Origin of the sequence: Streptomyces sp. W1SF4 (assembly GCF_003950035.1) — a bacterium.
Lineage (GTDB): Bacteria > Actinomycetota > Actinomycetes > Streptomycetales > Streptomycetaceae > Streptomyces > Streptomyces racemochromogenes.
Map to the genome: position 1 here is coordinate 6,451,198 of NZ_CP034350.1, position 20,594 is coordinate 6,471,791.

The 20,594-nt window shown below is 73.7% G+C and carries 16 protein-coding genes; 8 read left to right on the forward strand and 8 right to left on the reverse strand.

The features are described 5' to 3' along the window. Positions 1 to 326: 326 nt before the first annotated feature. Entirely contained in the window at positions 327 to 1,394 is a 1,068-nt protein-coding gene (locus D1J60_RS30005; protein WP_164720995.1) for a glycosyltransferase, read from the forward strand. Between the two features lie 33 nt (positions 1,395 to 1,427). On the opposite strand, the gene D1J60_RS30010 is transcribed toward D1J60_RS30005, so the two are convergent. From D1J60_RS30010 to D1J60_RS30025, 4 genes are all read right to left on the reverse strand, one after another. After that, positions 1,428 to 2,438: a clavaminate synthase family protein gene (locus D1J60_RS30010; RefSeq protein WP_125823220.1), complete on the reverse strand. Its 1,011-nt coding sequence runs from the start codon at positions 2,436 to 2,438 to the stop codon at positions 1,428 to 1,430. Positions 2,439 to 2,478: 40 nt separating this feature from the next. Beyond that, positions 2,479 to 3,477: a hypothetical protein gene (locus D1J60_RS30015; RefSeq protein WP_241253442.1), complete on the reverse strand. Its 999-nt coding sequence runs from the start codon at positions 3,475 to 3,477 to the stop codon at positions 2,479 to 2,481. A 482-nt stretch (positions 3,478 to 3,959) separates the two neighbouring features. Then, positions 3,960 to 5,477, reverse strand: coding sequence for an NAD(P)/FAD-dependent oxidoreductase (locus tag D1J60_RS30020; protein WP_164720996.1), 1,518 nt, complete (start codon positions 5,475 to 5,477; stop codon positions 3,960 to 3,962). A gap of 992 nt (positions 5,478 to 6,469) precedes the next feature. Beyond that, on the reverse strand, positions 6,470 to 7,690 hold the full coding sequence (locus D1J60_RS30025) for a glutamate--cysteine ligase (protein ID WP_241253443.1): 1,221 nt from the start codon (positions 7,688 to 7,690) through the stop codon (positions 6,470 to 6,472). Positions 7,691 to 8,013: 323 nt separating this feature from the next. Here D1J60_RS30025 and D1J60_RS30030 point away from each other — a divergent pair, with 323 nt between their 5' ends. Further along, entirely contained in the window at positions 8,014 to 8,199 is a 186-nt protein-coding gene (locus D1J60_RS30030) for a hypothetical protein (RefSeq protein WP_125823222.1), read from the forward strand. Between the two features lie 48 nt (positions 8,200 to 8,247). On the opposite strand, the gene D1J60_RS30035 is transcribed toward D1J60_RS30030, so the two are convergent. After that, positions 8,248 to 8,793, reverse strand: a complete 546-nt coding sequence (locus D1J60_RS30035) for an EF-hand domain-containing protein (protein ID WP_241253444.1) — start codon at positions 8,791 to 8,793, stop codon at positions 8,248 to 8,250. A 450-nt stretch (positions 8,794 to 9,243) separates the two neighbouring features. On the opposite strand from D1J60_RS30035, the gene D1J60_RS30045 reads away from it, so the two are divergent. From D1J60_RS30045 to D1J60_RS30055, 3 genes are all read left to right on the forward strand, one after another. After that, positions 9,244 to 10,428 (forward strand): PP2C family protein-serine/threonine phosphatase, encoded by a 1,185-nt coding sequence (locus D1J60_RS30045; protein WP_125823224.1) that lies wholly within the window; start codon positions 9,244 to 9,246, stop codon positions 10,426 to 10,428. 95 nt (positions 10,429 to 10,523) lie between these two features. After that, on the forward strand, positions 10,524 to 11,594 hold the full coding sequence (gene tsaD / locus D1J60_RS30050; protein WP_125824266.1) for a tRNA (adenosine(37)-N6)-threonylcarbamoyltransferase complex transferase subunit TsaD: 1,071 nt from the start codon (positions 10,524 to 10,526) through the stop codon (positions 11,592 to 11,594). Between the two features lie 73 nt (positions 11,595 to 11,667). Next, positions 11,668 to 12,108: an ATP-binding protein gene (locus D1J60_RS30055; protein ID WP_125823225.1), complete on the forward strand. Its 441-nt coding sequence runs from the start codon at positions 11,668 to 11,670 to the stop codon at positions 12,106 to 12,108. Positions 12,109 to 12,151: 43 nt separating this feature from the next. On the opposite strand, the gene D1J60_RS30060 is transcribed toward D1J60_RS30055, so the two are convergent. After that, complete coding sequence (locus D1J60_RS30060; RefSeq protein ID WP_347147199.1) at positions 12,152 to 13,183, reverse strand: translation initiation factor 2; 1,032 nt, start codon at positions 13,181 to 13,183, stop codon at positions 12,152 to 12,154. 92 nt (positions 13,184 to 13,275) lie between these two features. Between D1J60_RS30060 and D1J60_RS30065 the strand changes: the two genes are divergently transcribed. Both D1J60_RS30065 and D1J60_RS30070 read left to right on the forward strand, forming a co-directional pair. Further along, complete coding sequence (locus D1J60_RS30065) at positions 13,276 to 17,727, forward strand: NACHT domain-containing protein (RefSeq protein ID WP_125823227.1); 4,452 nt, start codon at positions 13,276 to 13,278, stop codon at positions 17,725 to 17,727. After that, positions 17,724 to 19,103 (forward strand): hypothetical protein, encoded by a 1,380-nt coding sequence (locus D1J60_RS30070; protein WP_125823228.1) that lies wholly within the window; start codon positions 17,724 to 17,726, stop codon positions 19,101 to 19,103. The genes D1J60_RS30065 and D1J60_RS30070 overlap by 4 nt, the downstream gene beginning before the upstream one ends. Positions 19,104 to 19,117: 14 nt before the next feature. On the opposite strand, the gene D1J60_RS37480 is transcribed toward D1J60_RS30070, so the two are convergent. Together D1J60_RS37480 and D1J60_RS30075 are read right to left on the reverse strand one after the other, a co-directional pair. After that, positions 19,118 to 19,288 (reverse strand): hypothetical protein, encoded by a 171-nt coding sequence (locus tag D1J60_RS37480; protein WP_164720997.1) that lies wholly within the window; start codon positions 19,286 to 19,288, stop codon positions 19,118 to 19,120. A 43-nt stretch (positions 19,289 to 19,331) separates the two neighbouring features. Next, on the reverse strand, positions 19,332 to 19,883 hold the full coding sequence (locus D1J60_RS30075) for a type 1 glutamine amidotransferase domain-containing protein (protein WP_125823229.1): 552 nt from the start codon (positions 19,881 to 19,883) through the stop codon (positions 19,332 to 19,334). A 208-nt stretch (positions 19,884 to 20,091) separates the two neighbouring features. On the opposite strand from D1J60_RS30075, the gene D1J60_RS30080 reads away from it, so the two are divergent. After that, complete coding sequence (locus tag D1J60_RS30080) at positions 20,092 to 20,550, forward strand: flavin reductase family protein (protein WP_125824267.1); 459 nt, start codon at positions 20,092 to 20,094, stop codon at positions 20,548 to 20,550. Positions 20,551 to 20,594: the final 44 nt, after the last annotated feature.

The following is a 20,594-nucleotide window of genomic DNA, read 5'->3' on the forward strand; positions in this document are numbered from 1 at the left end:
GCCCATGCGCCGATCGGCGAACTGTCGAGGTGGACGGTGTACCCGTCGGCTCTCGGGGCCGGCGGTAGCGGCGCATGGATAGCGGTAACGCCGTCAAGAAGAACTCGGCACGCGCGTCGGTGCCGACGGGATCCGGCCACTTCCCGGATCCCGGGCGCTACCTGCCGCCTCACCTGTGAACATTCATCACGGACACGTCAAGTGCACTGCCATCCACGGCGATTCATGACCCGTACGGCGCTGTCACCCCCGGCCCTCCCCGCACCCAGGGACCTCTGCCCCGCAGTGGGGCTTCGGAGGGCGGCTGTGCGGTGACCGGCCTCCGCGTGCTCCAGATACCCGAGACCTGCGGCTGGAACGACTACGTCGCACTCCAGGAGAGCCACCTCGCAGCACGAGGGGCTGTGGTGTTGCGCCCGGGGCTGTGTCGCGACGAACCAGGCTTCGCCCCCGGAGACCTCTTCCAGCTGGTCGGGGCTGTGCCGGACATCGTGCACCTGCACTGGCCCGAAATGCTCGCCCGGTTGCTCGCCGACACCGAGGCGGTCGCCCTTCTGCGGGAGCTTGCCGCCAGGGGGACGCGTCTGGTGCAGACGGTGCACGAACTTGCCCCGCACGAAGAAGGGATGCACGGCAATGTGGCGTTCATCGACGAGGTCGACTCGCTCACACACGGCGCCCACTTCTCCACCAAAGAGCACGAGTTGGCCGCCCGCCGGATCCGCAGCCGACTGCCCGGTCCGGCGCTGCACCTGCCCCACCCCCTCTACCTTCACCTCGTCCCCGGTCGAGGGGGATCTCCGTACGGCGCGACGATCGGCTGCTTCGGCCGGTTGCGCCCCTACAAGCGGACCGCGGCCTTCGCTCAGGCGTTCGTCCGGCACGTCACCGGGGAGCAGCGGCTGCTGATCGCGGGATACCCGGAAGATCCGGCCACCCACCACACCCTGAGCGAGCTCGCGGCCGCCCACGATCGGGTCCGCTACCTTCCGGGCTTCCACCCCGGTTCTGAGTTCGTGCGGCTGCTGGAGCAGGTGGACTGGGTTGCGCTGCCTTACCAGCGGGTGTGGTCCAGCGGCGTGCTGGTGGCCGCGGCGCAGCAAGGCCGCCGAATCCTGGCACCGCCGCCGGTGGGAGCGGACGCCTACGGGCCGGTGATCGAGGACTGGCAGATCGTGGAGCCGTGGGACATCGACAACCTCGGCCGACGGGGCACACCTCGACGACCTCGTCCTGGACGTTCCGCTCCAGCGCTACGCGACCCTTGCCGAGGTGGTCCACGCCGTCGCGGCGCTGGCGACACCGGTCTTCGACTTCGCCAACGGCGCGACCTACCTCTTCGACGAGGGTCTCGCCCAGCAACTGCGCTCCCAGGCCATCGAACGACCCCCTGAGGACTAGGGAGTCGGCTGACATACAGGGGCCGGTCAGCGGGCGAGTACGTGGCCGTCGTGGGGGCGGTGGTCGCGGGAGCGGCGCAGGTCGGTGGTGACGTACGTGCGTTGCAGCCAGCGGTCCGCTCCGTCGTATCGAGGGCGGAAGGCGGTGCGGCCGTGGACGGTGACGCGGTTGTCGATGACGACCAGGTCGCCGGGTGTCAGGAGCAGGGTGCGGGCGGTCGCCTCGCAGGCGCGGCCGAATTCGGCCAGCGCCGCTGTAGCCCGAGGGGTGAGCGGGGTGGTGACGAGTTGGGCCATGCGTATGTCGGGATCCTCGACCGCTCCCGACAGCACCGGTCGGGGCTCGGTGTCGGGCTTGCTCGCGGCGGCGTCGGGGCCGAAGGAGGGTGGTGGTGTGGTGATGAACTCCGGTGCGAACAGGATCTGGCGACTGGCTGGGGTGAGGAGCGGCAGTGCTTGGCGGATGCCGGCGACGCGCATGCCGGCGCGTCGGTCGTGGTCGGCGCGCAGGCACAGGAAGATCACATAGTCGGGTGGGTGGGGGTGGAAGCCGTTCTCGGTGTGGAAGGACAGCGGCACCGATCCGGCGTTGCCGTGGAAGGTCTCCTGCCCGGGGACGGGCACGACGTCCTGCACGAGGGCGCCGGATTTCTCGGCCCGGTAGGCGAGGGGCTCGCCGAGCCCGCATGCCACCATGGTGAGCACCGCCGCCGCAATGGTGGCCTGGCGCTGGACCGAGCCCGGTACGGAGGGTGTCGCGGGCAAGGCCGCCTGATCGACGGGCAGGCCACCGATCACCAAGGTGCCGTGTGGGCCGGAGTGCCTTCGGAACCGGCGCACTTCGCGGCGCAGCTGTAGCGGAAGGTCTTCCCAGGCGTCCCGGGCCCTTGTCACCCACTCGGGGCTGTCGACCTGGTGGTCCCCGCGAGTGCACAGGGTGCGGGCCAGACGTTCGCATGCGCCGGCATCGGCCGGATCCAGTTCCCAGTCCGCGGCTTGGACGGTAGTTCGGGTGGTGTCGGGCGTCGTCTCGGGCATGGGGGTCTCCTGCCGGGGTGTGGGCGGCGGACGCGCGGACTCACGAGTGGCGCAGGCCGGCCACGGCGTCGGCGATGTAGTGGTCCCCGAATCGGATCAGCGAGGCGTACTGGGCCGCGCGGCGATGCCGCATGAGCCGTAGTTCGGCCACGGCATTGTCGGGGCCTTCGGGTTTCTGAGCGATGGAACGGCGCAGGTGCACCATCGAGTACGCGAGGGTGACGTGCCGTTCACCGTCCACGATGTCGGCTTCCAGGAGCGCGCCACGTGCCTCCGCCAGCTCCGGGGCGCGGGCCGCCAACCGCGCGTAGGAGTCGGGAAGCACGGACAGCAGGTCCTTCATCGCCGCCCGGAACAGCTTGTATCCGCGATGCTGGCGCCCGCTCAACGGGACGTCCACCGACGGCGGCGCCATGGTGTGGCGTATCGCCGCCATGTAGTAATCGGCCGGGACCGTACTGGCGTGGGTCATAGCCGCCGAGAAGCCCCGCACGTACACCGTCGCGTCTGCCAGTCTCAGCAGCGCGGCGTCGCCGTCGCCGTGCCGCAGATGGCGGGTGGCGTCGGCCACGGCGACCGCGGCGTAGATATTGAACAGGACATGGACCTGGTGACCGATGAGCCACCGAGCACTCCACACACTCTCCAACGACGACCCCGCACCGGCCTCGGGGACGGTCACCGGCGGGACGGAGTCATGGTCCGCGCCCGGCGCTGCGCCGGTGAGATCGAGCACCGACTGCCGCATCCCGGCCACCTCCAGCGCCAGGTCGGAACCCGACAGCGGAGCATCACACAGATCATCCAGACCGCGGTGGATGACCAGGACACCATGCAGGGCAGCCTGTTGATCCGACAGCTCCCCCTCGCGGACCCGGAAGTAGGACTGACTGATCGATTCCGCCGACAGCCCCTCACCGACCACGGCCGGAGCCAGATCCGACAGCGCGGCCACCAACTCACCCGCAGCCGCGGCGGCCTCCCGCAGCGCGAGGGTCCGCTCGACAGGTCCGGCATGCGTCGACAGCCCGGCCAGCACGTGCGCGGTCCGCTTCGCCTCCGCATCGACCCGTGGACCCAGCACCGGTACGGGCCGACCGCCTCGGGGCTCACGGAAGACAGCGACAGCAGGATGACCGGTAACCGGCGATAAGCCCATGGTGGAAGTACTTCGCCAAGAACACTCCATACGAAACCTGATCAGCAAGACATTCCTGTGCGGTGCAACGGAGTTGGTCGGGCGGCCACCCGCTCGCTGGGCCGCCGGTAGCCCGCCCGCAACCCGCTTGGTGACAGCCCTCGTCCCGGACCGACGGGGGAGCTCAGAGGTACCTCTAGCTGACGGCGATCTGCTCGGCAACGATCAGCCCACCGAGGGCACAAGGGGCTCCGTAGAGCCGAGGCGACGTCACCGCGGCGGACGCCGGCGGGGTTCGACGTCGTGGAGTTTGCCGCCGTGGCTTTCCAGTGTCAGAGGGGAGCCGCCCCTGAGCCCGGGCACATCCGTGACCCCGTCCCGGCTCAATCGCGGGTTTGCCGGCGCCGGAAGGCCCCGAGGCTGTCATCCTGCGGTGCTCGCGGGATGGGTAGGGAGAGGGGTGGGGAGGGGGTGTGCCAGATGTAGGAGGAGGGGTCGAAGTGGCGAAGCCGGCGTGTGAGGCGTGCGGTGGACCAGGGCCAGGCGAAGGTGTTGCGGCCGCTGGAGGTCAGGTAGTAGCTGGTGCAGCCGCCGGTGTTGTAGACGGTGGTCGCCAGCGCCTTCTGTACGGCGCTGTTGTGGGTGTCCTGGACGGCAGGCCGGACCTCCAGCGCCTGGTTGCCGCTCTGGTCAAGGTGGGTCAGGGCGGTGGTGAGGTAGGTGAGCTGGGCTTCCAAGACGCTGATGGCGGAGGTGGATCCGCCGAGCAGGTTGGGGCCCAGGAGCAGGAAGAGGTTGGGGAAGCCGGTGACGGTGGTGCCGAGGTAGGCCTGCGGGTCGCCGCCCCAGACGTCGTGCAGGGTCCGGCCGTCCGCGCCGTACAGGTCCCGGGCCAGTGGTAGTTCGCCGACGCGAAAGCCGGTGGCGGTGATGAGGACGTCCGTTTCGGCGGTGGTGCCGTCGGCGCCGACGATCTTGTTGCCGCGCACGGCGCTCACCGCGGTGGGGTGCAGGCGCACGTGCGGCCGGTTCAGGGCCGGGTAGTAGGTGCTGGAGGTGAGCAGGCGCTTGCAGCCCAGCCGGTAGTCGGGGGTGAGGGCCCGGCGCAGCTGCGGGTCCGGAACGGCGAGTCGCAGGTGCGCCCGGGCGCCGGCTTCGAGGAGGCGGGCGAGCTCGGGGTGGCGGAAGGCGTAGCCGAAGCTTTCCTGCAGTGCGTACTGGGAGGCGCGCAGACCGCGTCGGGCGCCGGGCAGTCGGTTGACGACACGGTTGAAAGCGGGGGACAGGGCCAGGTCGGGTTTGGGCAGGACCCACTGGGCGGTGCGTTGGAAGAGGTGCACGGCTGCCGCCCGGCCGATGATGGCCGGGACGACCTGCACGGCGGAGGCGCCGCTGCCGACCACGCTCACACGCTTTCCGGACAGGTCGACGCTGTCGTCCCAGCGGGCGGTGTGGAGCACGGGCCCGGCGAATTCGTCGAGCCCCGGCACGTCCAACGGGCGCGGGACGTGCCACGGACCGGTGGCCATGACCAGGGCCGCGGCACTGTAGGGCCCGTCGCTGGTCTGAAGCAGCCAGCGCCCGGCGGCCGGATCCCAGCGGGCTCCGTGCACCTGCACGCCGCAGCGCAGCACGTCGCCGAGTCCGTACCGCTCGGCGGTGGCGGCGAGGTAGGTGCGGATCTCCTCCTGTCCGGCGAACATGCGGCTCCAGGCCGTGTGCGGGGTGAAGGAGTAGCTGTAGAGCGTCGAGGGCACATCGCAGGCACAACCCGGGTAGGTGTTCTCCCGCCACGTACCGCCCAGCTGCGGCGCCTTCTCCAGCACCAGCACATCGCGAAACCCCGCTTCGCGCAGCCGGATGGCGGCGCCGAGCCCCGAGAACCCCGCTCCGACCACCATCACCCGCACATCCCGTCCGTGCCGACCGCCCTGCACGGGAATCACCGCGTCCCTCCGGCCGGGCCGACCGCACCCTGCCGCGGATCACCGCTCGCATGCGCGAACCACGGACACCTGAAACTCTTCAGAAACGCCATGCGACGCATGATCCCCAAGCCGCTCTCCCCGGCATGGCTGCGGGCTGGCGGCCAAATGCGGTGAAGAAACGTCCCACCCTGGCCTGTCGTCGTGGTGATGCGACGTTGAGATCCCTCGAACGAAGCATGGCTCCGAGCCTCGGCTTGCGCCGCCCTCGCGGGTCGGCCAGCCGCCGAAGGCCGGACCCTCTCGCCGAGCTGCGGCCGATGAACGGTGCCTGCCTGCGCGAGTCGCAGCAGGATGCGATTTTCCTGCACAGCTCATGGGTGTCGAAGCCACACAAGGACGCGTTCACCCCCTTCAGCGCCGGCCACCGCCGCTGCGTCGGCGACGGCTAGGCCTGGCCACACTGACCCTCACGCTCACCGACTTCCTGGCCCAATGGCCGAGGCGGGGACCGGCCGGGTTCGACTTCGCCGTTTCACGCTCGACGCACGGGCGGACGACAGATGACCGTACGTCCGAACCGCACCCCGTTCCTCCAGGAGAGGGAGATCCGGGCCCTGCGCATCGGGGACCCGACGGCCGGGACAGAGCCGTTCGATTGACAGACCCGGGGCGCTCGCCCCAGAAGCCGGACGAGCGCCACTTGAAGTGAGTCGGCTACCAAGTGAAGTTTCCCCATGATCTTGAACACGTTGTTGTTACGCCGCGAGGGCTTGCTCTCGTCGGTAGCGCAGGCGGGTTTCGTGGGGTGTGAGGTAGCCCAGTGGAGTAGGGTTGACCTGCTCCGCAAGGCGTTCGAGCTGCTGCGGCGGCCTCAGCCCGATGCGCTGCTCACCGGGCTGGCGCTGCGAGGGACCAGCTGGCCGCCAGCCCTGTGCGGAGGGGCCGGTGCTGCGGGGAAGCGGGGGCTACGCGCCTCGTTGCCGCGGTGGGGCGGGAGGATCGTCACCGAGCGTGTGGGCCGGGAAGTCTGCGGTCATGGCGCGCATCAGGTGGTCGACGACACCGGTGAGGTCATCGTGGTTCCGGTGTGCGGCCCGTTGGCGGTCGGCGCCGCTGCCTGCCGCGCGGAGCGCCGCCCAGCCCGCCGTGACGGTGTCCAGGTCTCCGTGCCGTCGCAGTGACGGGCTGACGTCTGCCAGCAGTTCGTCCATGACGGCGGTCGCGGGGACGAGACGGTGACTGCGCAGGTCCACGGCTTCGCCTGTCAGGCCGTCGCGGGAGGCCCGCCAGCACGCGGCGCGGAGGATCTCGGGGGACGGGCGGAAGGCGGGCCGTCCGGCTTCGATGTCGGCCAGGGCGGTGTCGACCAGGGCCCTGACGACCGCGGCGAGCAGCACGGTGTCCTGCGCGGTGGCGGTGGCGTCGGCGACCCGGACCTCCAGGGTGGGTGCGTGGTGCGAGGGCCGGACGTCCCAGTACAGTCCGCCGCGGTCCAGGATGCCGCCGGTCGCGGTGAGAGCGGCGACGAGACTCTCGAAGTGGGCTCGCGACTCGACGTACGGGGGCGGACCCGCGGCCGGCCAGCGGGCCCAGGCCATGGTGCGCCAGCTCGCGTAGCCGGTGTCCCGGCCCTGCCAGAACGGGGAGTTGGCCGCCAGCGCGATCAGGGCCGGCAGGCGGGGCCGCAGATGGTTGCCGGCCTGGAGGGCGGTTTCCAGGTCGGGGATGCCGATGTGGATGTGGCAGGCGCAGATGCTCTGCTCGTCGTCCAGGGCGCCGAACGCGGCGACGCTCCTGGCGTAGCGGAGGCCTTCGGTCATCGGGGGCGGGAGCGGATGCGGCAGGACCGGTGTGCCGCTGGAGATCACGCCCAGGCCGTGGCGCGCGGCGGCGCGTACCACGGCCGCGCGCATGGAACGTACCTGCTCGGCGAACAGGTCGAGACGCGAGTGGGGGTCGGTGCGTACCTCGACCTGGTAGGCCGTGATCTCGGTGGTCACCCGGTCGCCGAGTTCGCCGGCGGCCTCCGCCACCACTTTCGGTGCCTCGGGACGCGGCTCCCGTGTGACCGGGTCGACCAGGAGGTACTCCTCCTCGGCGCCGACCGTCAGCGGTCTCCTCTCCCACCCCGCCGGGGCGGTACCGGGGACCTCGGGGATCGCCTGCGGCGACACGTCACGGGTCACGGCCCCATCGTGACACGGACGGCGCCGGCGGGGGAGATGGCGTTCGGCCGGTTCAGACGTGGCCGAGGACCCTGTTACCGGGGGCCTTGGGGCCGGTGGAGCGTCGGCGAGGGCGGTGAAGTCCCGTTCGCCGACGTAGTCGTCCCCGTCGGTGCCGAGCAGGTCGAAGCGGTGCCGGAACTCATGGCACAAGCAGGTCTGCGGGCCGGGCTGCTGACGTTGCGTCAGGGGGCAGGCCTATGCGCCGGTTCGGCGCCTTCCGCGATGTGGCCACCTGGGGGTACTGCGGGGCGCCCGGCCCGCGCCGGGGGTCACCGGGCTCCGTGAGGAGCGACCACTCGTACGTGGCCGACCGGTTCCGCGGACCGGGCTGGTACGCGGCCCGCTTCCTCGACGGAGGACATGGCGCGGGCACCATGACCCCATGGCCCACCGGCACCGACCAGGCGGTCGCCGGCCTCAGGCTGACGCCGGAACTCCGCCTGGTCCTGCGCCGGGTCGAAGCCTGACCTTGTTGCCCGCGTAATCGCCGGCCAGCCGACCGCCTGGGCCACCGGTCAGGGGCTGGGGAGGGTTCGGTAGGCGGCGGCCATGGGGGAGGCGCCGGTGGTGACGTAGTCGTGGATGCCGGCGAGGTAGTCGTCGCGGTCGACGAGGCCGTCGCCGTCGGTGTCGAGGTCGTCGAAGGCCTGGCCGGCGTCCGCTTCGGCGTTGCTGGACGCCATGCGCAGCCGGGTGAACTCCTCGCGGGTGAGCCGGCCGTCACCGTCGTGGTCGGCGACGTCGAAGAGCGAGCCGAGAGCCGGTCGGCAGGACCGCTCGAATGCGTCGTGCCCGGCCCAGGTGCGGTACTCCTCGAACGTGACCCGCCCGTCGTGGTCGGCGTCCATGTCCGTGAACACGGCCTCGTGCGCGGTGCGTGCCGCGTCCACGACCGGGTCGTCGGCGGGCCGGCCCATGGCCGCTGCCGCGCGGTCGACCCGCGCGAGGTACTCCGTGCGGGAGATGGCGCCGTCGCCGTCCCTGTCGAGCATGGCGAAGATGCGCCGCTTGGCGGTGTCGGTCATGGTGGCGGTGGCGGTGGTGGTGGCTCGTTCGGGCATTTTCCTGTTCCTGTCTGCCGTCCAAAGGGCCCGCTCGGCATGCACGACCGGCATGCGGTTCACGTCGTGCACGGATGCCTGCGGGATGACACCGCCAAGATCACCACGTTCGTCCGCCGGCCGCCTCCGGCCCGCCCGAGGTACACCCGAAATGCTTGCACGGCGCCGAAGTCCGCCCTGCGGTTCCGCAGGGCCGTCGGGCCGGCCGCGGGGGTCCACGGCGGACGGAGGCCGCGTTCGTCACGGGCCAGACCCTCACCGTCGACGGTGGCCAGACCGCCCCCGAATCGCTTGACGCACTCGCCCCCACCCCCGGCTGGCGGCGCCTGTCCGTCCCCGGGTCGGGGTCCGCGCGCGCGGGCGCCCCCGGCATGTCGTGTGCCGCGGGCTGCCGCCGGTGTGGTTGTGTCAGCCCGGCGGCAGGGTGAACCGGGTATGCGGGGGGCTGGTGTGGCAGGCGACCGGATCGGGCTGGCGCAGGTGCTGGCGGCCGCGGAGGCAGCCGCTCCGGTGGATTCCCTGGATGTGGTGGCGCGTAACCTGCGGGACCGGTTCGCTGCCCGGTACGTGTCGTTCCTGTTCGTCGACGTCGTGGGCCGCCGTCTGCTGCGGGTCCACGACACGGCCACCCGGCAGCGGGAGGACCGGGCCGAGCGGATCCCCCTGGCCGGCAGCGGCGTCTACGACGACGTCCTGCGCTACCAGCGCCTGGTCCTGGCGCCGGACGGCGGGCAGGGGCAGCGGGTGCTGGCGCCGGTCACCAACCGCGGCGACACCATCGGCGTCCTGGAGCTCTTCCTCGCCGACGTCACCGAGGAGGTGCTGGCCCAGGTGCAGGAGGCCGCGCATGCGCTGGCGTACGTCATCGTCGCCGACCGGCGCTTCACCGACCTCTATCACTGGGGCAACCGCACCACCACGGTGAGCCTGTCCGCGGAGATCCAGCGCCAGCTCCTGCCCGCCGCCTCCTCCTGCGAGGCCCCCCAGTTCACGCTCGCCGGCGCTCTGGTGCCGGCCTCCGACATCGCCGGCGACACCTACGACTACAGCCTCGACCAGAACACCCTGCACCTTTCGATCACCGACGCCATGGGCCACGACGTCAACGCCTCCCTCATGGCCACCCTCCTGGTCAACGCCTCCCGCGGCGCCCGCCGCGCGGGCGAAACCCTCGCCGAACAGGCCCGCCAGCTCCACCGGGCCCTCCTCGACCACGGCCACCACAGCATCGCCACCGGCCAGCTCCTGCGGATCGCCCTCGACGGCACCAGCGCCCAGCTCGTCAACGCCGGCCACCCCTGGCCGCTGCGGCTGCGCGACGGCACGGTCACCGAACCGGCCCTGGCCGTGGACCTGCCCTTCGGCCTCACCATCCAGGGCGCCTACCGCGTCCAGGACCTCGACCTGCGCCCCGGCGACCGCCTCCTGCTCTACACCGACGGCATGCAGGAACGCGACGCCGCGACGGTCGACCTGCCCGGCCTGCTGCGCGAGACCGCGGCCGAGCACCCCCGGGAGGTGGTCCGTGCCCTGGTCGGGGCGGTCTCCGACGCCTACGACGGCCGGCCGCCCAGGGACGACGCCACCGTCCTGTGCCTGGACTGGCACGGCCCCCACACCGCCACCCCCACCTGAGGCGGGCCGAGACCGGGGCGAGGGGCTTGTGTACCTTGTTGCACATCACTTGCAAGAGCAGTTGATGTGCGAAAGAGGCTGGTGTGGGCGCTCCCGTGGTGCTGGGTATCGAGTCGTCGTGTGACGAGACCGGGGCCGGGATCGTGTCCGGCGGGCGGCTGCTCGCGCACGTCGTGGCGTCGAGCATGGACGAGCACGCCCGCTTCGGCGGGGTCGTCCCGGAGATCGCCGCCCGTGCGCACCTCCAGGCGTTCAACCCGGTCGTCCGGGAAGCCCTCGACCGGGCCGGGCTGCGCCTGAGCGACCTCGACGCCGTCGCCGTGACCACCGGCCCGGGGCTCTCCGGAGCCCTGCAGGTCGGCCTCGCCGGTGCGAAGACGCTGGCGTACGCGGCCGGAGTGCCGCTGTACGGCGTGCACCACCTGGCCGGGCACGTGGCCGCGGACACCCTCGCGCACGGACCGCTGCCCGACCCCTGCGTGGTCCTGATCGTCTCCGGCGGCCACACCTCCCTGCTCCTGGTACGGGACCTCGTGCGCGACCCGATCCTGCACCTCGGCGATACCGTCGACGACGCCGCGGGGGAGTGCTTCGACAAGGTGGCCCGCGTCTTCGGCCTGCCGTACCCCGGCGGACCCGCGGTCGACCGTGCGGCCCGCGGCGGCGACCCGTGCGCGGTGGCCTTCCCGCGCCCGCTGACCGGCCCGCGCGACGCCCCGTACGCCTTCTCCTTCTCCGGACTGAAGACCGCCGCCGCACGATGGGCCGAACGGCACCGGCAGACCGGCGAAGAGCTCCCGCTGGCCGACGGCGCCGCCTCCCTGCAGGAGGCCGTCGCGGACGTGCTGACCCGCAAGGCCCTCGCCGCGTGCCGCGAGTACGACGTGCGGACGCTGGTCGTGGTGGGCGGCGTCGCGGCGAACTCCCGGGTCAGGGCCCTCGCGGAGGAGCGCTGCGCGGCCGCCGGCGTCGCGCTCCGGGTGCCGCCGCTGACGCTGTGCACCGACAACGGGGCGATGATCGCGGCCGTCGGCGACCTCCTGGTGCGGGCCGGCTCCCGGCCGGCACGGCTGGACGTGTCCATCGACCCCTCCGCCCCTCTCGAACGTGCCGCCCTGCACCCGATCGCGCGGACGGCCGTGACGCCGTGCGGTCGCGGAGGGTAGCCGCATACGGCGCGGCAGGCGGGGAAGGGGCCCTGCGGGGGACGCGGCGTCATACGGGCTGAGGAGGTCGAGCATGTCGGAGTCCGCTCTGTCCCGCCCGGTGCGCCGGCGGCACTGCCAGTGCCAGGGAGACGGTGCGCCGGCCCGGGCCCGGGAGGAGGTCCACCGGCTGGTGGACGAAGCCGGGGCGGGCGGGCGGCCGGTACCGGCGGAGGTACGGGACGCGGCCCTGCTCGTCGCCAGTGAGCTGGTGACCAACGCCGTGAAGTACGCCTCCGGGCCCTGCGGGTTCGACGTCGGCTGGTCGACCGACGGCCTGGACATCGACGTCACCGACTCCAGCCCCACCCCGCCCCGAGGGCGCCCCGCCGACCCGAGCGGAGCGGCCGGCGGGTACGGGTGGCCGCTCGTGCGGCGGCTCAGCTCGCAGGTGGACGTCCGGCCGACGCCGGAGGGCGGCAAGACCGTCCACGCCCGCATCCCGGGCCGGCCCGGCATGCCCGGCCCGGGCTGACGCCCAGGCGGGCCGACGTGGCGTCTGCCCCGTCCCGGCGGCCCTACGCCTGCGCGCGCCCGGCCGTTCCCCGCCCGGCGAGCCGCTGTACGGCCCGCCGTTCGGCCGCCTCGACGTCGAGGCGGCCCGAGGGGTTGCCGCCGCGTGCCACCACGGCCTCGCGCACCAGGGCCATGTAGAAGAGCGCCGGCGCGCACGGGGTCCACTCCCGGCCCTCCTCCAGGAGGAAGTCGAGGACGCTGTCCGGATCGGCGGGCACGAACCCGAACCGGTCGTGCTCCCACTTGTCCTCCACGCCCCTGCTGCGGCGCCGGACGAGGTCCTCGGCCGTCAGACCGGGGAGCACGGCCCGGTAGAAGGCCGCCCACTGGTGGCCCCGCAGGTCCAGGGCGAAGGCGAGCAGCTCCAACTCCACCTCGTCACCGTCCTGGACGGCCAGCTCCTCCCGCAGCGCCCGGCGGGCCACGGCGTGGAGGCTGATCGGGGAACCGTCCGCGGGCACGTCGTGGACGGCGGCGAGGCCCTCGTTCGCCGAGGAGTTCCAGCGCTCGGTGTTGTGGCCCGCCACGCGGGCGCTGCGGCGGGCGAAGACCATCTTCCGGTCGGGCCCGGTCCGCACCGCCACGTTGACGCCGAAACTGCAGGAGAGGAAGGCGGGCGCCGTCACCGGATCGGTGTCCTCCAGGTACTGCGTGCGCAGCGTGGCCGGTTCGCCCTCGCGCAGGGGCCGGTCGAGGTTGACCGACGTGGCCAGGAAGTCGAAGTAGTCGGCGTCGCACAGGCTCAGCTGTACGACCGGCAGCTCGTCCTCGTCGGTGCGGGAGAGCACGATGCTCTCCACCGCGAAACGGGGGTTGTTCCACCGGTGGGGCTCGCCCGCGGCCTGCTTGCGTTCCTCCTCCGCCTGGATCGCCCGCCGCCACTGCTGCACCTCCAGGGGCAGTGACACCCGGCGGAGCCCGGGCTCGTGGATGACCCTCACGTTCTCCTCGAGGATCGGACGGGTGCCGTCGCCCTCGAAGACGTAGCAGTCCGTCACGAGATGCCCGACGACGAATCCCTCGCGCTGCGTCACCGAAACCCCTTGGTCTGATGTCGAGTTGAGTGAAAATCGTGCCATGCGCCGGACGGCGGCGGGCCTGGTTTCCCAAGGGAGGGCGGTTGCGGATGGTCGACGTCCCACACGACGGCGTCGTGGCCACGGTGGTGGTGGACGCCTACCAGGGCGACGCGCTCCGCCGGCGCGACCGCTCCTACCTGCGGCGCAGCGCCGAACGGTTCACCGAGCAGGCCAGGCGGCTCGGCTTCGACGCCCCGCCCCTGGGGGCGGCCAGTACGCGGGACACCGGCACCCCGGACCCGCCCCTGGAGCGCGGGCGCGTCCGGGAACTGGTGGCGAGGCTCCGCGCGCAGCCGGCGGGCCGCAAGATCCTCTACTGGACCGGCCACGGTGAACGCGTCGGCGACACCTTCTACCTCGCCTGCCAAGACTCCTACGCCGACGGCCGCTTCGACCCCGCCCGGGCCGTCTCCGCCGCCGAACTCGTCTCCTGGCTGGCCGAGGACACCACCGACACCCTCCTCGTCCTCGACGCCTGCTTCTCCGGGACGGCACTGGACGACGTCAACCAGCAGGTGAAGGCGGCCAGGGCGGCGCGGGCCGGGAACGGGCGGCACGGCGACGCCGGATTCGCCGTGATCGCCACCGCCGAAGCCGGCGAGGAGGCGGTCGAGGGCCGCTGGACCGCCCGGCTCAAGGAGGTCCTGGACACGGCCGACGCCCAGACCCGCGCGGTCCCGCTCTTCCACCGGGAGAACCCCGTCGTCCCGTTCACCCACCTCATGCTCGCCGTCCGGGCCCTGACCGCCGGCCAGGTGCCCGAGTGGGCCGAAGTACGGACCCTGCGACCCGACTTCCTGCTCAACCCCTACTGCTCCGAGCGCGTCCGGCCCGCCCTGCGACCCGCCGACGACGAGTCGTGGATCGGCGAGGAACTCAGCGCCGACGTCATGCCGCTCTTCTCCGGCGCCGGGGAGGGCCGCAGCCTGCGCGAGTTCTCCTCCCGCGACCGGATCCTCGGGGAACTGGTCACCTGGATGGCGACCAGGAGCACGGGCCTGTTCGCCCTCTCCGGCGCTTCCGGCGCCGGCAAGTCCACGCTGCTGACCTACCTCGCCCACCTGACGACACGCGGCTTCGCGGCCTCGCTGCCCGCCGGCCGGCGGCCCCGGATCCAGCCCGAGCTGTACTCCGTGCACGCGGCCCTGCACTGCCGGGGCAAGACCCTCGCGGCCCTCTGCGAGGAACTCGCCCGCAGGCTGGGCCCACTCGGCCTCGGCCGGCCCGACGGCCCCGACCGCGGGGCCCCGCACCTCCTCGTCGAACGGATCGCCGCCCTCGCGCGGCGCAAGGGCAGCCTGACCCTGCTGTTCGACGGGCTCGACGAGGCGGCCGCCGGGCACGCGTTCGACATGGCGCGTGGCCTGATCAACCCGCTCGCCGGGACACCCCTGGTGAAGGCGGTGGTCACCACCCGCCCCAACGCGCGCCGGAACCTGCCCGGCGAACTCCCCGCCGAGACCCTGCTGGAAGCCCTCCACTGCGAGGACCCGGTCGAACTGGACCGGCTCCCCGAGACCGAGGGCGACATCGCACGGCACGTCGAACGCCTGCTCGCCCGGGACGGGTCCCCCTACCGGCCCGCCGGGGCCGAGGAGGCCCGGCGCGCCGCCGCCCGCCACATCGCCTCCCGCAGCAACGGCCTCTTCCTGGTCGCCACCCTCTGGGCCCGCCGCCTGGCCGCCCTGGGCGAGCTGCCGGAACCCGACCGGCTGGACGGCGAGCTGCGGCACGGAACCGCCGTCCTGGACTCGCTGCTCGGCGACGAACTCGACCGGCTGGACCCGGCCGAACCGGCCCGCATCCGCGACCTGCTGCGGCCCCTGGCGCTGGCCCAGGGCAACGGCCTGCCCCAGCCGCGCGTCTGGCTGGCCATGGCGGACGCCGTGCGCCCGCCCGGCAGCAGGAAGTACACCGAGGACGACCTCAGGCACGTCATCGGCGCGGCCACCGGAGTGGTCCTCGCCCGGGACGGCGAGTTCGGCACGGAGGTCCACCGGCTGCACCACCCCAGCTTCGGCGCCCACCTGCTCGGCGACGAGGCCCGGCAGCGACGGCTCCACCGGCGCGTCGCCCTGGCCCTGCGGCCGCCCCGCAGCGAGGACTGGGCGAGCGTCGAACCCTACGTCGCCCACTACGCCGCCGCACACGCCGCCCTCGCCGGCGACGCCACCCTGGACGAGCTGACCGGCGACTACCACTTCGCCGTCCACGCCTCACCGGACGTCCTCGAACCCCTGGTGGCCACCCGCCTGGCGGTGGCGCCCCGGCCGGCGCTCTACGCACAGGTCGCCGACCACTTCCGCACCCATCCGGCCCCCGCCGCACGCTGGGCCGTGCTGCGCGCGACCGCCCTCGCCGTGTTCCCCGCCGAGGTCCTCCAGGGCATCCCGCGGCCCCCCGAGGTCTTCTGGGACGACGTGTGGAGCAGCGCGGACCGGCTCCCGCTGCAACGGAGCTGGCCTGCGCCGATGGGCGGCGCGCTTGCGGTCCACTGGGAAGGCCGTCCGGGCCGGGAGGGACACGGCGAGGGCCTCATCCACGCCGCCGGCGCCGGAGTGATCAGATCGTGGACCGCCGGCGGCCGGGAGGTCCGGGGCCGCGACACCGGACCGGCGGGCTGGACCACCGCCGGCCGCCAGCGCGGCCTCGCGGTGGCCGAAGGCGGCACCGGCCGGCGGGTGATCGCGACGCACGACGGACGGGCGCTGCGGCTGTGGCGCGGCGAGGAGAGGCACCCCTTCGAAGAGCTGTACTGGGGCGGGGCACCCGAGGCCGTGGCCGCCGCCTGGTGGAACGGGCTGGTGCACCTGGCGGCCGTGGAGGCCGGGCGGCTGTGGTTGTGGACGTGGGACGGGACCGGGACGTACGCCCGCGACCTGCTGCGATTACGCCTGCTGTCCGCCGCCGTGTCGTCCGCGGCGCTGCTCCCGCTGGAGGGCGCCGTCACCGCCGTCGCGGGCGGACCGCGCGGACTGACCCTGTGGGCCGTGCCCCGCCGCGGCCCCGGACCCACCGGGCCCCTGCACGGCGCGGCACCGCTGCTGGACACCGGCCACCCGGTGCGGGCGCTGTCCGCGTTCGCGCTGCCGGACGGCCGGGGCGCCGTCCTCGCGGCCCTGGACGGCCGGGAGCTCTCCGTCTGGCAGATGCCCGACCCGCTGTACGACGACCACCGCGAACTCCTCCTCCACACCCGCAGCGCCGGGCAGGCGGTGAGCGTCGGAGAAGGGCCCGCGGGCCTGCTCGTCGCGGTGCGCGAGGGCTCCGAGGCGCGGGTCTGGTCCGGATCGGGCACCGAGCACGTGCCCCTGCCGTGCACCAGCCACCACAGGTCGCTGGCCTTCGACCCCTCGGGATCGGGGCGGCTGGCCGTGGCCGACGAGACCCGCGTCCGCGTCTGGGAGCCGCACGCTCCCGCCGGCCCGGCCGCGCCCGCGGCCCCGCGGCGGCCCCGCGGCGGCGACCCCCGCGCCCACCCGCGGGCCGCGGCCGCCACCGGAACGGCGGGGGAGTTCCTGCTGTGCAGGTCCGAGGACGGCGAGGTCCTCGTGAGCCTGCACACCCCGGCCGGCCCCCGGCTCGTCGGCCCGCCGCTGACCCACGGCGACCCGGTCACCGCCCTCGCCGCCGCCCCGGACGGGGCACGGTGGACGGTGGCGGCCGTCGGCCGCAGGACCGCCCGCGTGTGGACCCTCGGCCCCGGCCTGGACCCCGAGACCACCGACGAACTCCCCCTCGCGGGCGCACGGGACGTACCCGTACCGTCCGTCGCCCTGCGCGCGGCCCCCGGACGGCGCCTCCAGCTGTTCTGGCCCTCCGGCCAGGGCGTGGCCTGCTGGGAACGCGCCCCCGCGCCCGGCACGGGCTGGACCCGCGGGACCATCCGGCCGATGGGCGCCTCCGGCGCGGTGCAACGCCTCGCCGTGGCCGGGACGCCGCAGGGGCGGTCCTGGCTCTCGGCGTGGGGCGGCGACGCCGTGCGCGTCTGGGACCTCGACGCCGCAGGGGCCGCGCCCTTCCCCGTGGACTCCGTCCTGATCCACGCGGTCGCCACCGGGGTCCTGCGCAAGGGGCGCCGTACGGTCCCGCTGGTGGCCATCGCGTCCGGCAACGAGGTGGAGATCGCCGAGTGCGAGGGCTGGCTCTTCGGCACCGGCACCACCCTGCCGCCGCCGCCCGGTGACGCCCCCCTCGACGGCCTCGCGCTGGCCGGCCCGGACCACCGGCCGCTGCTGGTCGGCTGGCGGAACACCTCCGGCCGCCTCCACCTGTGGGACGTCGCCGCCGAGCGGGCCCTCCCCGACGTCGAACCCCGCGGCTACGACGTCTCCCAGGTGGTCTCCGCCTTCGGCGACGCCGGCATCAGCCTCCTGGTACGGGGCGGCCCGCAGGCCGCCCTGCGTTGCGACCAGCTGCTGCTGACCCCCGGGAACCTGGCCCGGCTCGGCGTTCCGCTCACCCCGCCCACCCCACCCACCGAGGAGCAGCTGCCGTGAAGGACGACCTCGTCGTTGTCGTGCCGGGCATCATGGGCACCGCGTTGACCTGGGAAGGCGTGGACGTGTGGAACCTCGGCCCGCGCGCCGCCGCCGGGCTCCTGCGGCCCGGAAGGACGCTGGAACGGCTGCGGTTGCAGCAGGGGATCGGGGACGAGGACCCGGAGCCGCCGCACGCCCTGTCCCTGGGCGGCCCCATCCGGACCCAGCGCGTCCTGCCCGGCCTCGTGGCGCACCTCGGCTACGGCGGACTGGCCGGGCGGCTCGGCATCGCGCCCGAGCGGCTGGCCGTGTTCCCGTACGACTGGCGGCTCAGCAACGTCAACTCCGCCATGAAGCTCGAACGGTTCGTCGGCGAGCGCCTCGAACGCTGGCGGACCACCGCGGACCCGGAGCGGTTCCCCGGCGCGCGGGACGCCAAGGTGGTCTTCGTCTGCCGCTCCATGGGCGGTCTGGTCGTACGGCACTTCGTGGAGGTGCTCGGCGGCCACCGGGTGACGCGCGCGGTCGCGTCCCTCGGCACGCCCTACATGGGCAGCGTGAAGGCGCTCCGGTTCCTGCTGGGCGAGGGGCTCGGACCCCTGCCGGCGGCGTGGCGGGAGGCCATCGCCGAGGCCTGCTCGACGTACCCGTCCCTGCACCAGCTGCTCCCGGTCTACCGGGCGGTCGTGACCGAGGACGGCTACCCGGCCCGGCTCGGCGAGGTCCCGCCGGTCCCCGGGCTCCCCACCGCGATGATCGTGGACGCCTTCAGGTTCCACCGCCGGATGCAGAAGGCCGCCAGGGCGAACAGGGCGAACGAGGCGGGCGGGACCGCCGGCTACGACCTCGTCCCGCTGGGAGGCGCCACCCACCGCACCGCGCACGGCGTCTCCTTCGATCCCGCGGGCCGCCCCCGGTTCCACGACGGCCTGCCCGGCGACGGCGGCCCGTGGCTGGGGGACGGCACCGTCCCGCAGCTCTCCGCCACCCCTCCGGAGCACCGCACCACGGCGACGACCATGTGGTTCCCGCACCGGCACGCCTCGCTCCTGGACGCCGCACCCGTGCAGTACCAGCTGCGCCACATCTGCAACGGCGTCGAACGCCCCCGGTTCCTGGCCTCGGACCACGACATCGGCATCGAACTCCCGGACGTGGCCCTGGCGGGAGCGCCGATCGAGGTGTGGGCCACGCGCGTTGACCGGGCCATGGACCTCCGCGTCCGCCGCCTCGCGCAGGACGGCCGGTGCCTCGCCGCCGAGCCGATGCGGCCCGCCGGCGACGGCCGCTTCCGCGCGGAGCTGCGGGCCGAACCGGGGACGTGGACGCTGGAGGTGTCCTCCCCGACGACCGGCTACGCGTGCCGGGACGCCGTCCTGGTGATGGAGGCATAGCCGGCCCCCGCGCGTCAGTCGGGCGGTTCCGGCACCGGCTCCTCGGGGTTGCCGTCCGGGGGCCCGTCCGGGGGCCCGGGCGGGCGGGCCGGGGGGTCCTGCGGCCGCGGGTCGCGGGGGACCGGCTCGGGGCCGGACGGCACCGGCTCGGGGCCCTCGGGCGGCGGCGGGGTCGGTTGCGTCACGGTACTCACCTCTCCTGCGGCGGAGGTGACGAGCGGCCCGGTCTCAGGCCCGGGCCGCCGCCGCCCGGTCGAACTCGCGCAGCACGGCGGCGCAGAAGACGTCCAGGTCGTCCGGCTTGCGGCTGGTGACCAGCGTCGACGGCCCCGCCCGGCAGACCCGTACCGGCTCGTCCACCCAGGTGCCGCCGGCGTTGCGGATGTCGGTGGCCAGGCTCGGCCACGAGGTCAGGGTCCGGCCGCGTACGACGTCCGCCTCGACCAGGGTCCACGGGGCGTGGCAGATCGCGGCGACCGGCTTGCCCTGGGTGAAGAAGCTCCTGGTGAAGCCGACGGCCCGGTCGTCTGTCCGCAGGGCGTCGGGATTGGCGACCCCGCCGGGCAGGACCAGCGCGTCGAACGCGTCGGCGGTGTCCCCGGCCAGGACGTGGTCGACGGTGAAACGGCCGGCCCGGTCGAGGTGGTTGAACGCCTGGACCTGTCCGGCCTGCGTCGAGACCAGCTGCGGGTTCCAGCCGGCCCCCTCGACGGCCTTCCACGGCGCGGTCAGTTCCACTTCCTCGACGCCTTCGGGTGCGGTCAGAAAGGCGATGCGCACCGAATCCACCTCCTCGTACTCCGTCCGGTTCGCGCGTACCACCCCCGCCTGCCCGGACACGCGCCGCCCAAGCACCCGCTTCCCCGGTGCGGTGGCCGACCATGGGGAGGGTGTCCGCGGCGCCCGGCCGCGGCCCGCCAGCCAAGGAGTCCCCGTGCCGGAACCGGACCAGCAGCCCGGCCATGACCTCGGCGGCCTCGCCGAGGCCATGGACGGCGCGATGTACGTCGTCACGGCCGCGGCGGGCGGGCGGCGGGCCGGCTGCCTGGTCGGCTTCGCCTCGCAGTGCTCGATCGACCCGCCGCGCTTCGTGGTGTGGCTGTCCACCGAGAACCGCACCTACGACGTCGCCCGGGCGGCCCGCCACCTCACCGTGCACGTACTGGGCCGGGACCAGCGGGCCCTGGCGGAACTCTTCGGCGGGCGGACGGGCGACGACGTGGACAAGTTCGCGCGTACCGCCTGGGAGCCGGGGCTGGACGGCAGCCCCGTGCTGTCGGACGTACGCGTCTGGTTCACCGGCCGCGTCGAGCGGGTCCTCGAGGCGGGCGGCGACCACGTCGGCTTCGTGCTCGCCCCGGCCGGGCCCGGCGCCGGCCCCGCCGAGCCGCCCGGGCCGCTGCGGTTCAGCGCCGTCAGTGACGTGGAGGCCGGCCACCCGGCCTGACCGGCGGACGGGCGGCGATCAGGCCGTAGGGACACGTTTCAACC

Excerpts from the sequence above, each read along its gene's own strand:
- D1J60_RS30065 (WP_125823227.1), top strand. The coding sequence starts at position 13,276 with ATGGTCGACGTCCCACACGACGGCGTCGTGGCCACGGTGGTGGTGGAC.
- D1J60_RS30020 (WP_164720996.1), bottom strand. The coding sequence starts at position 5,477 with ATGGTGGTCGGAGCGGGGTTCTCGGGGCTCGGCGCCGCCATCCGGCTG.
- D1J60_RS30055 (WP_125823225.1), top strand. The coding sequence starts at position 11,668 with ATGTCGGAGTCCGCTCTGTCCCGCCCGGTGCGCCGGCGGCACTGCCAG.
- D1J60_RS30035 (WP_241253444.1), bottom strand. The coding sequence starts at position 8,793 with ATGCCCGAACGAGCCACCACCACCGCCACCGCCACCATGACCGACACC.
- D1J60_RS30080 (WP_125824267.1), top strand. The coding sequence starts at position 20,092 with ATGGACGGCGCGATGTACGTCGTCACGGCCGCGGCGGGCGGGCGGCGG.
- D1J60_RS30010 (WP_125823220.1), bottom strand. The coding sequence starts at position 2,438 with ATGCCCGAGACGACGCCCGACACCACCCGAACTACCGTCCAAGCCGCG.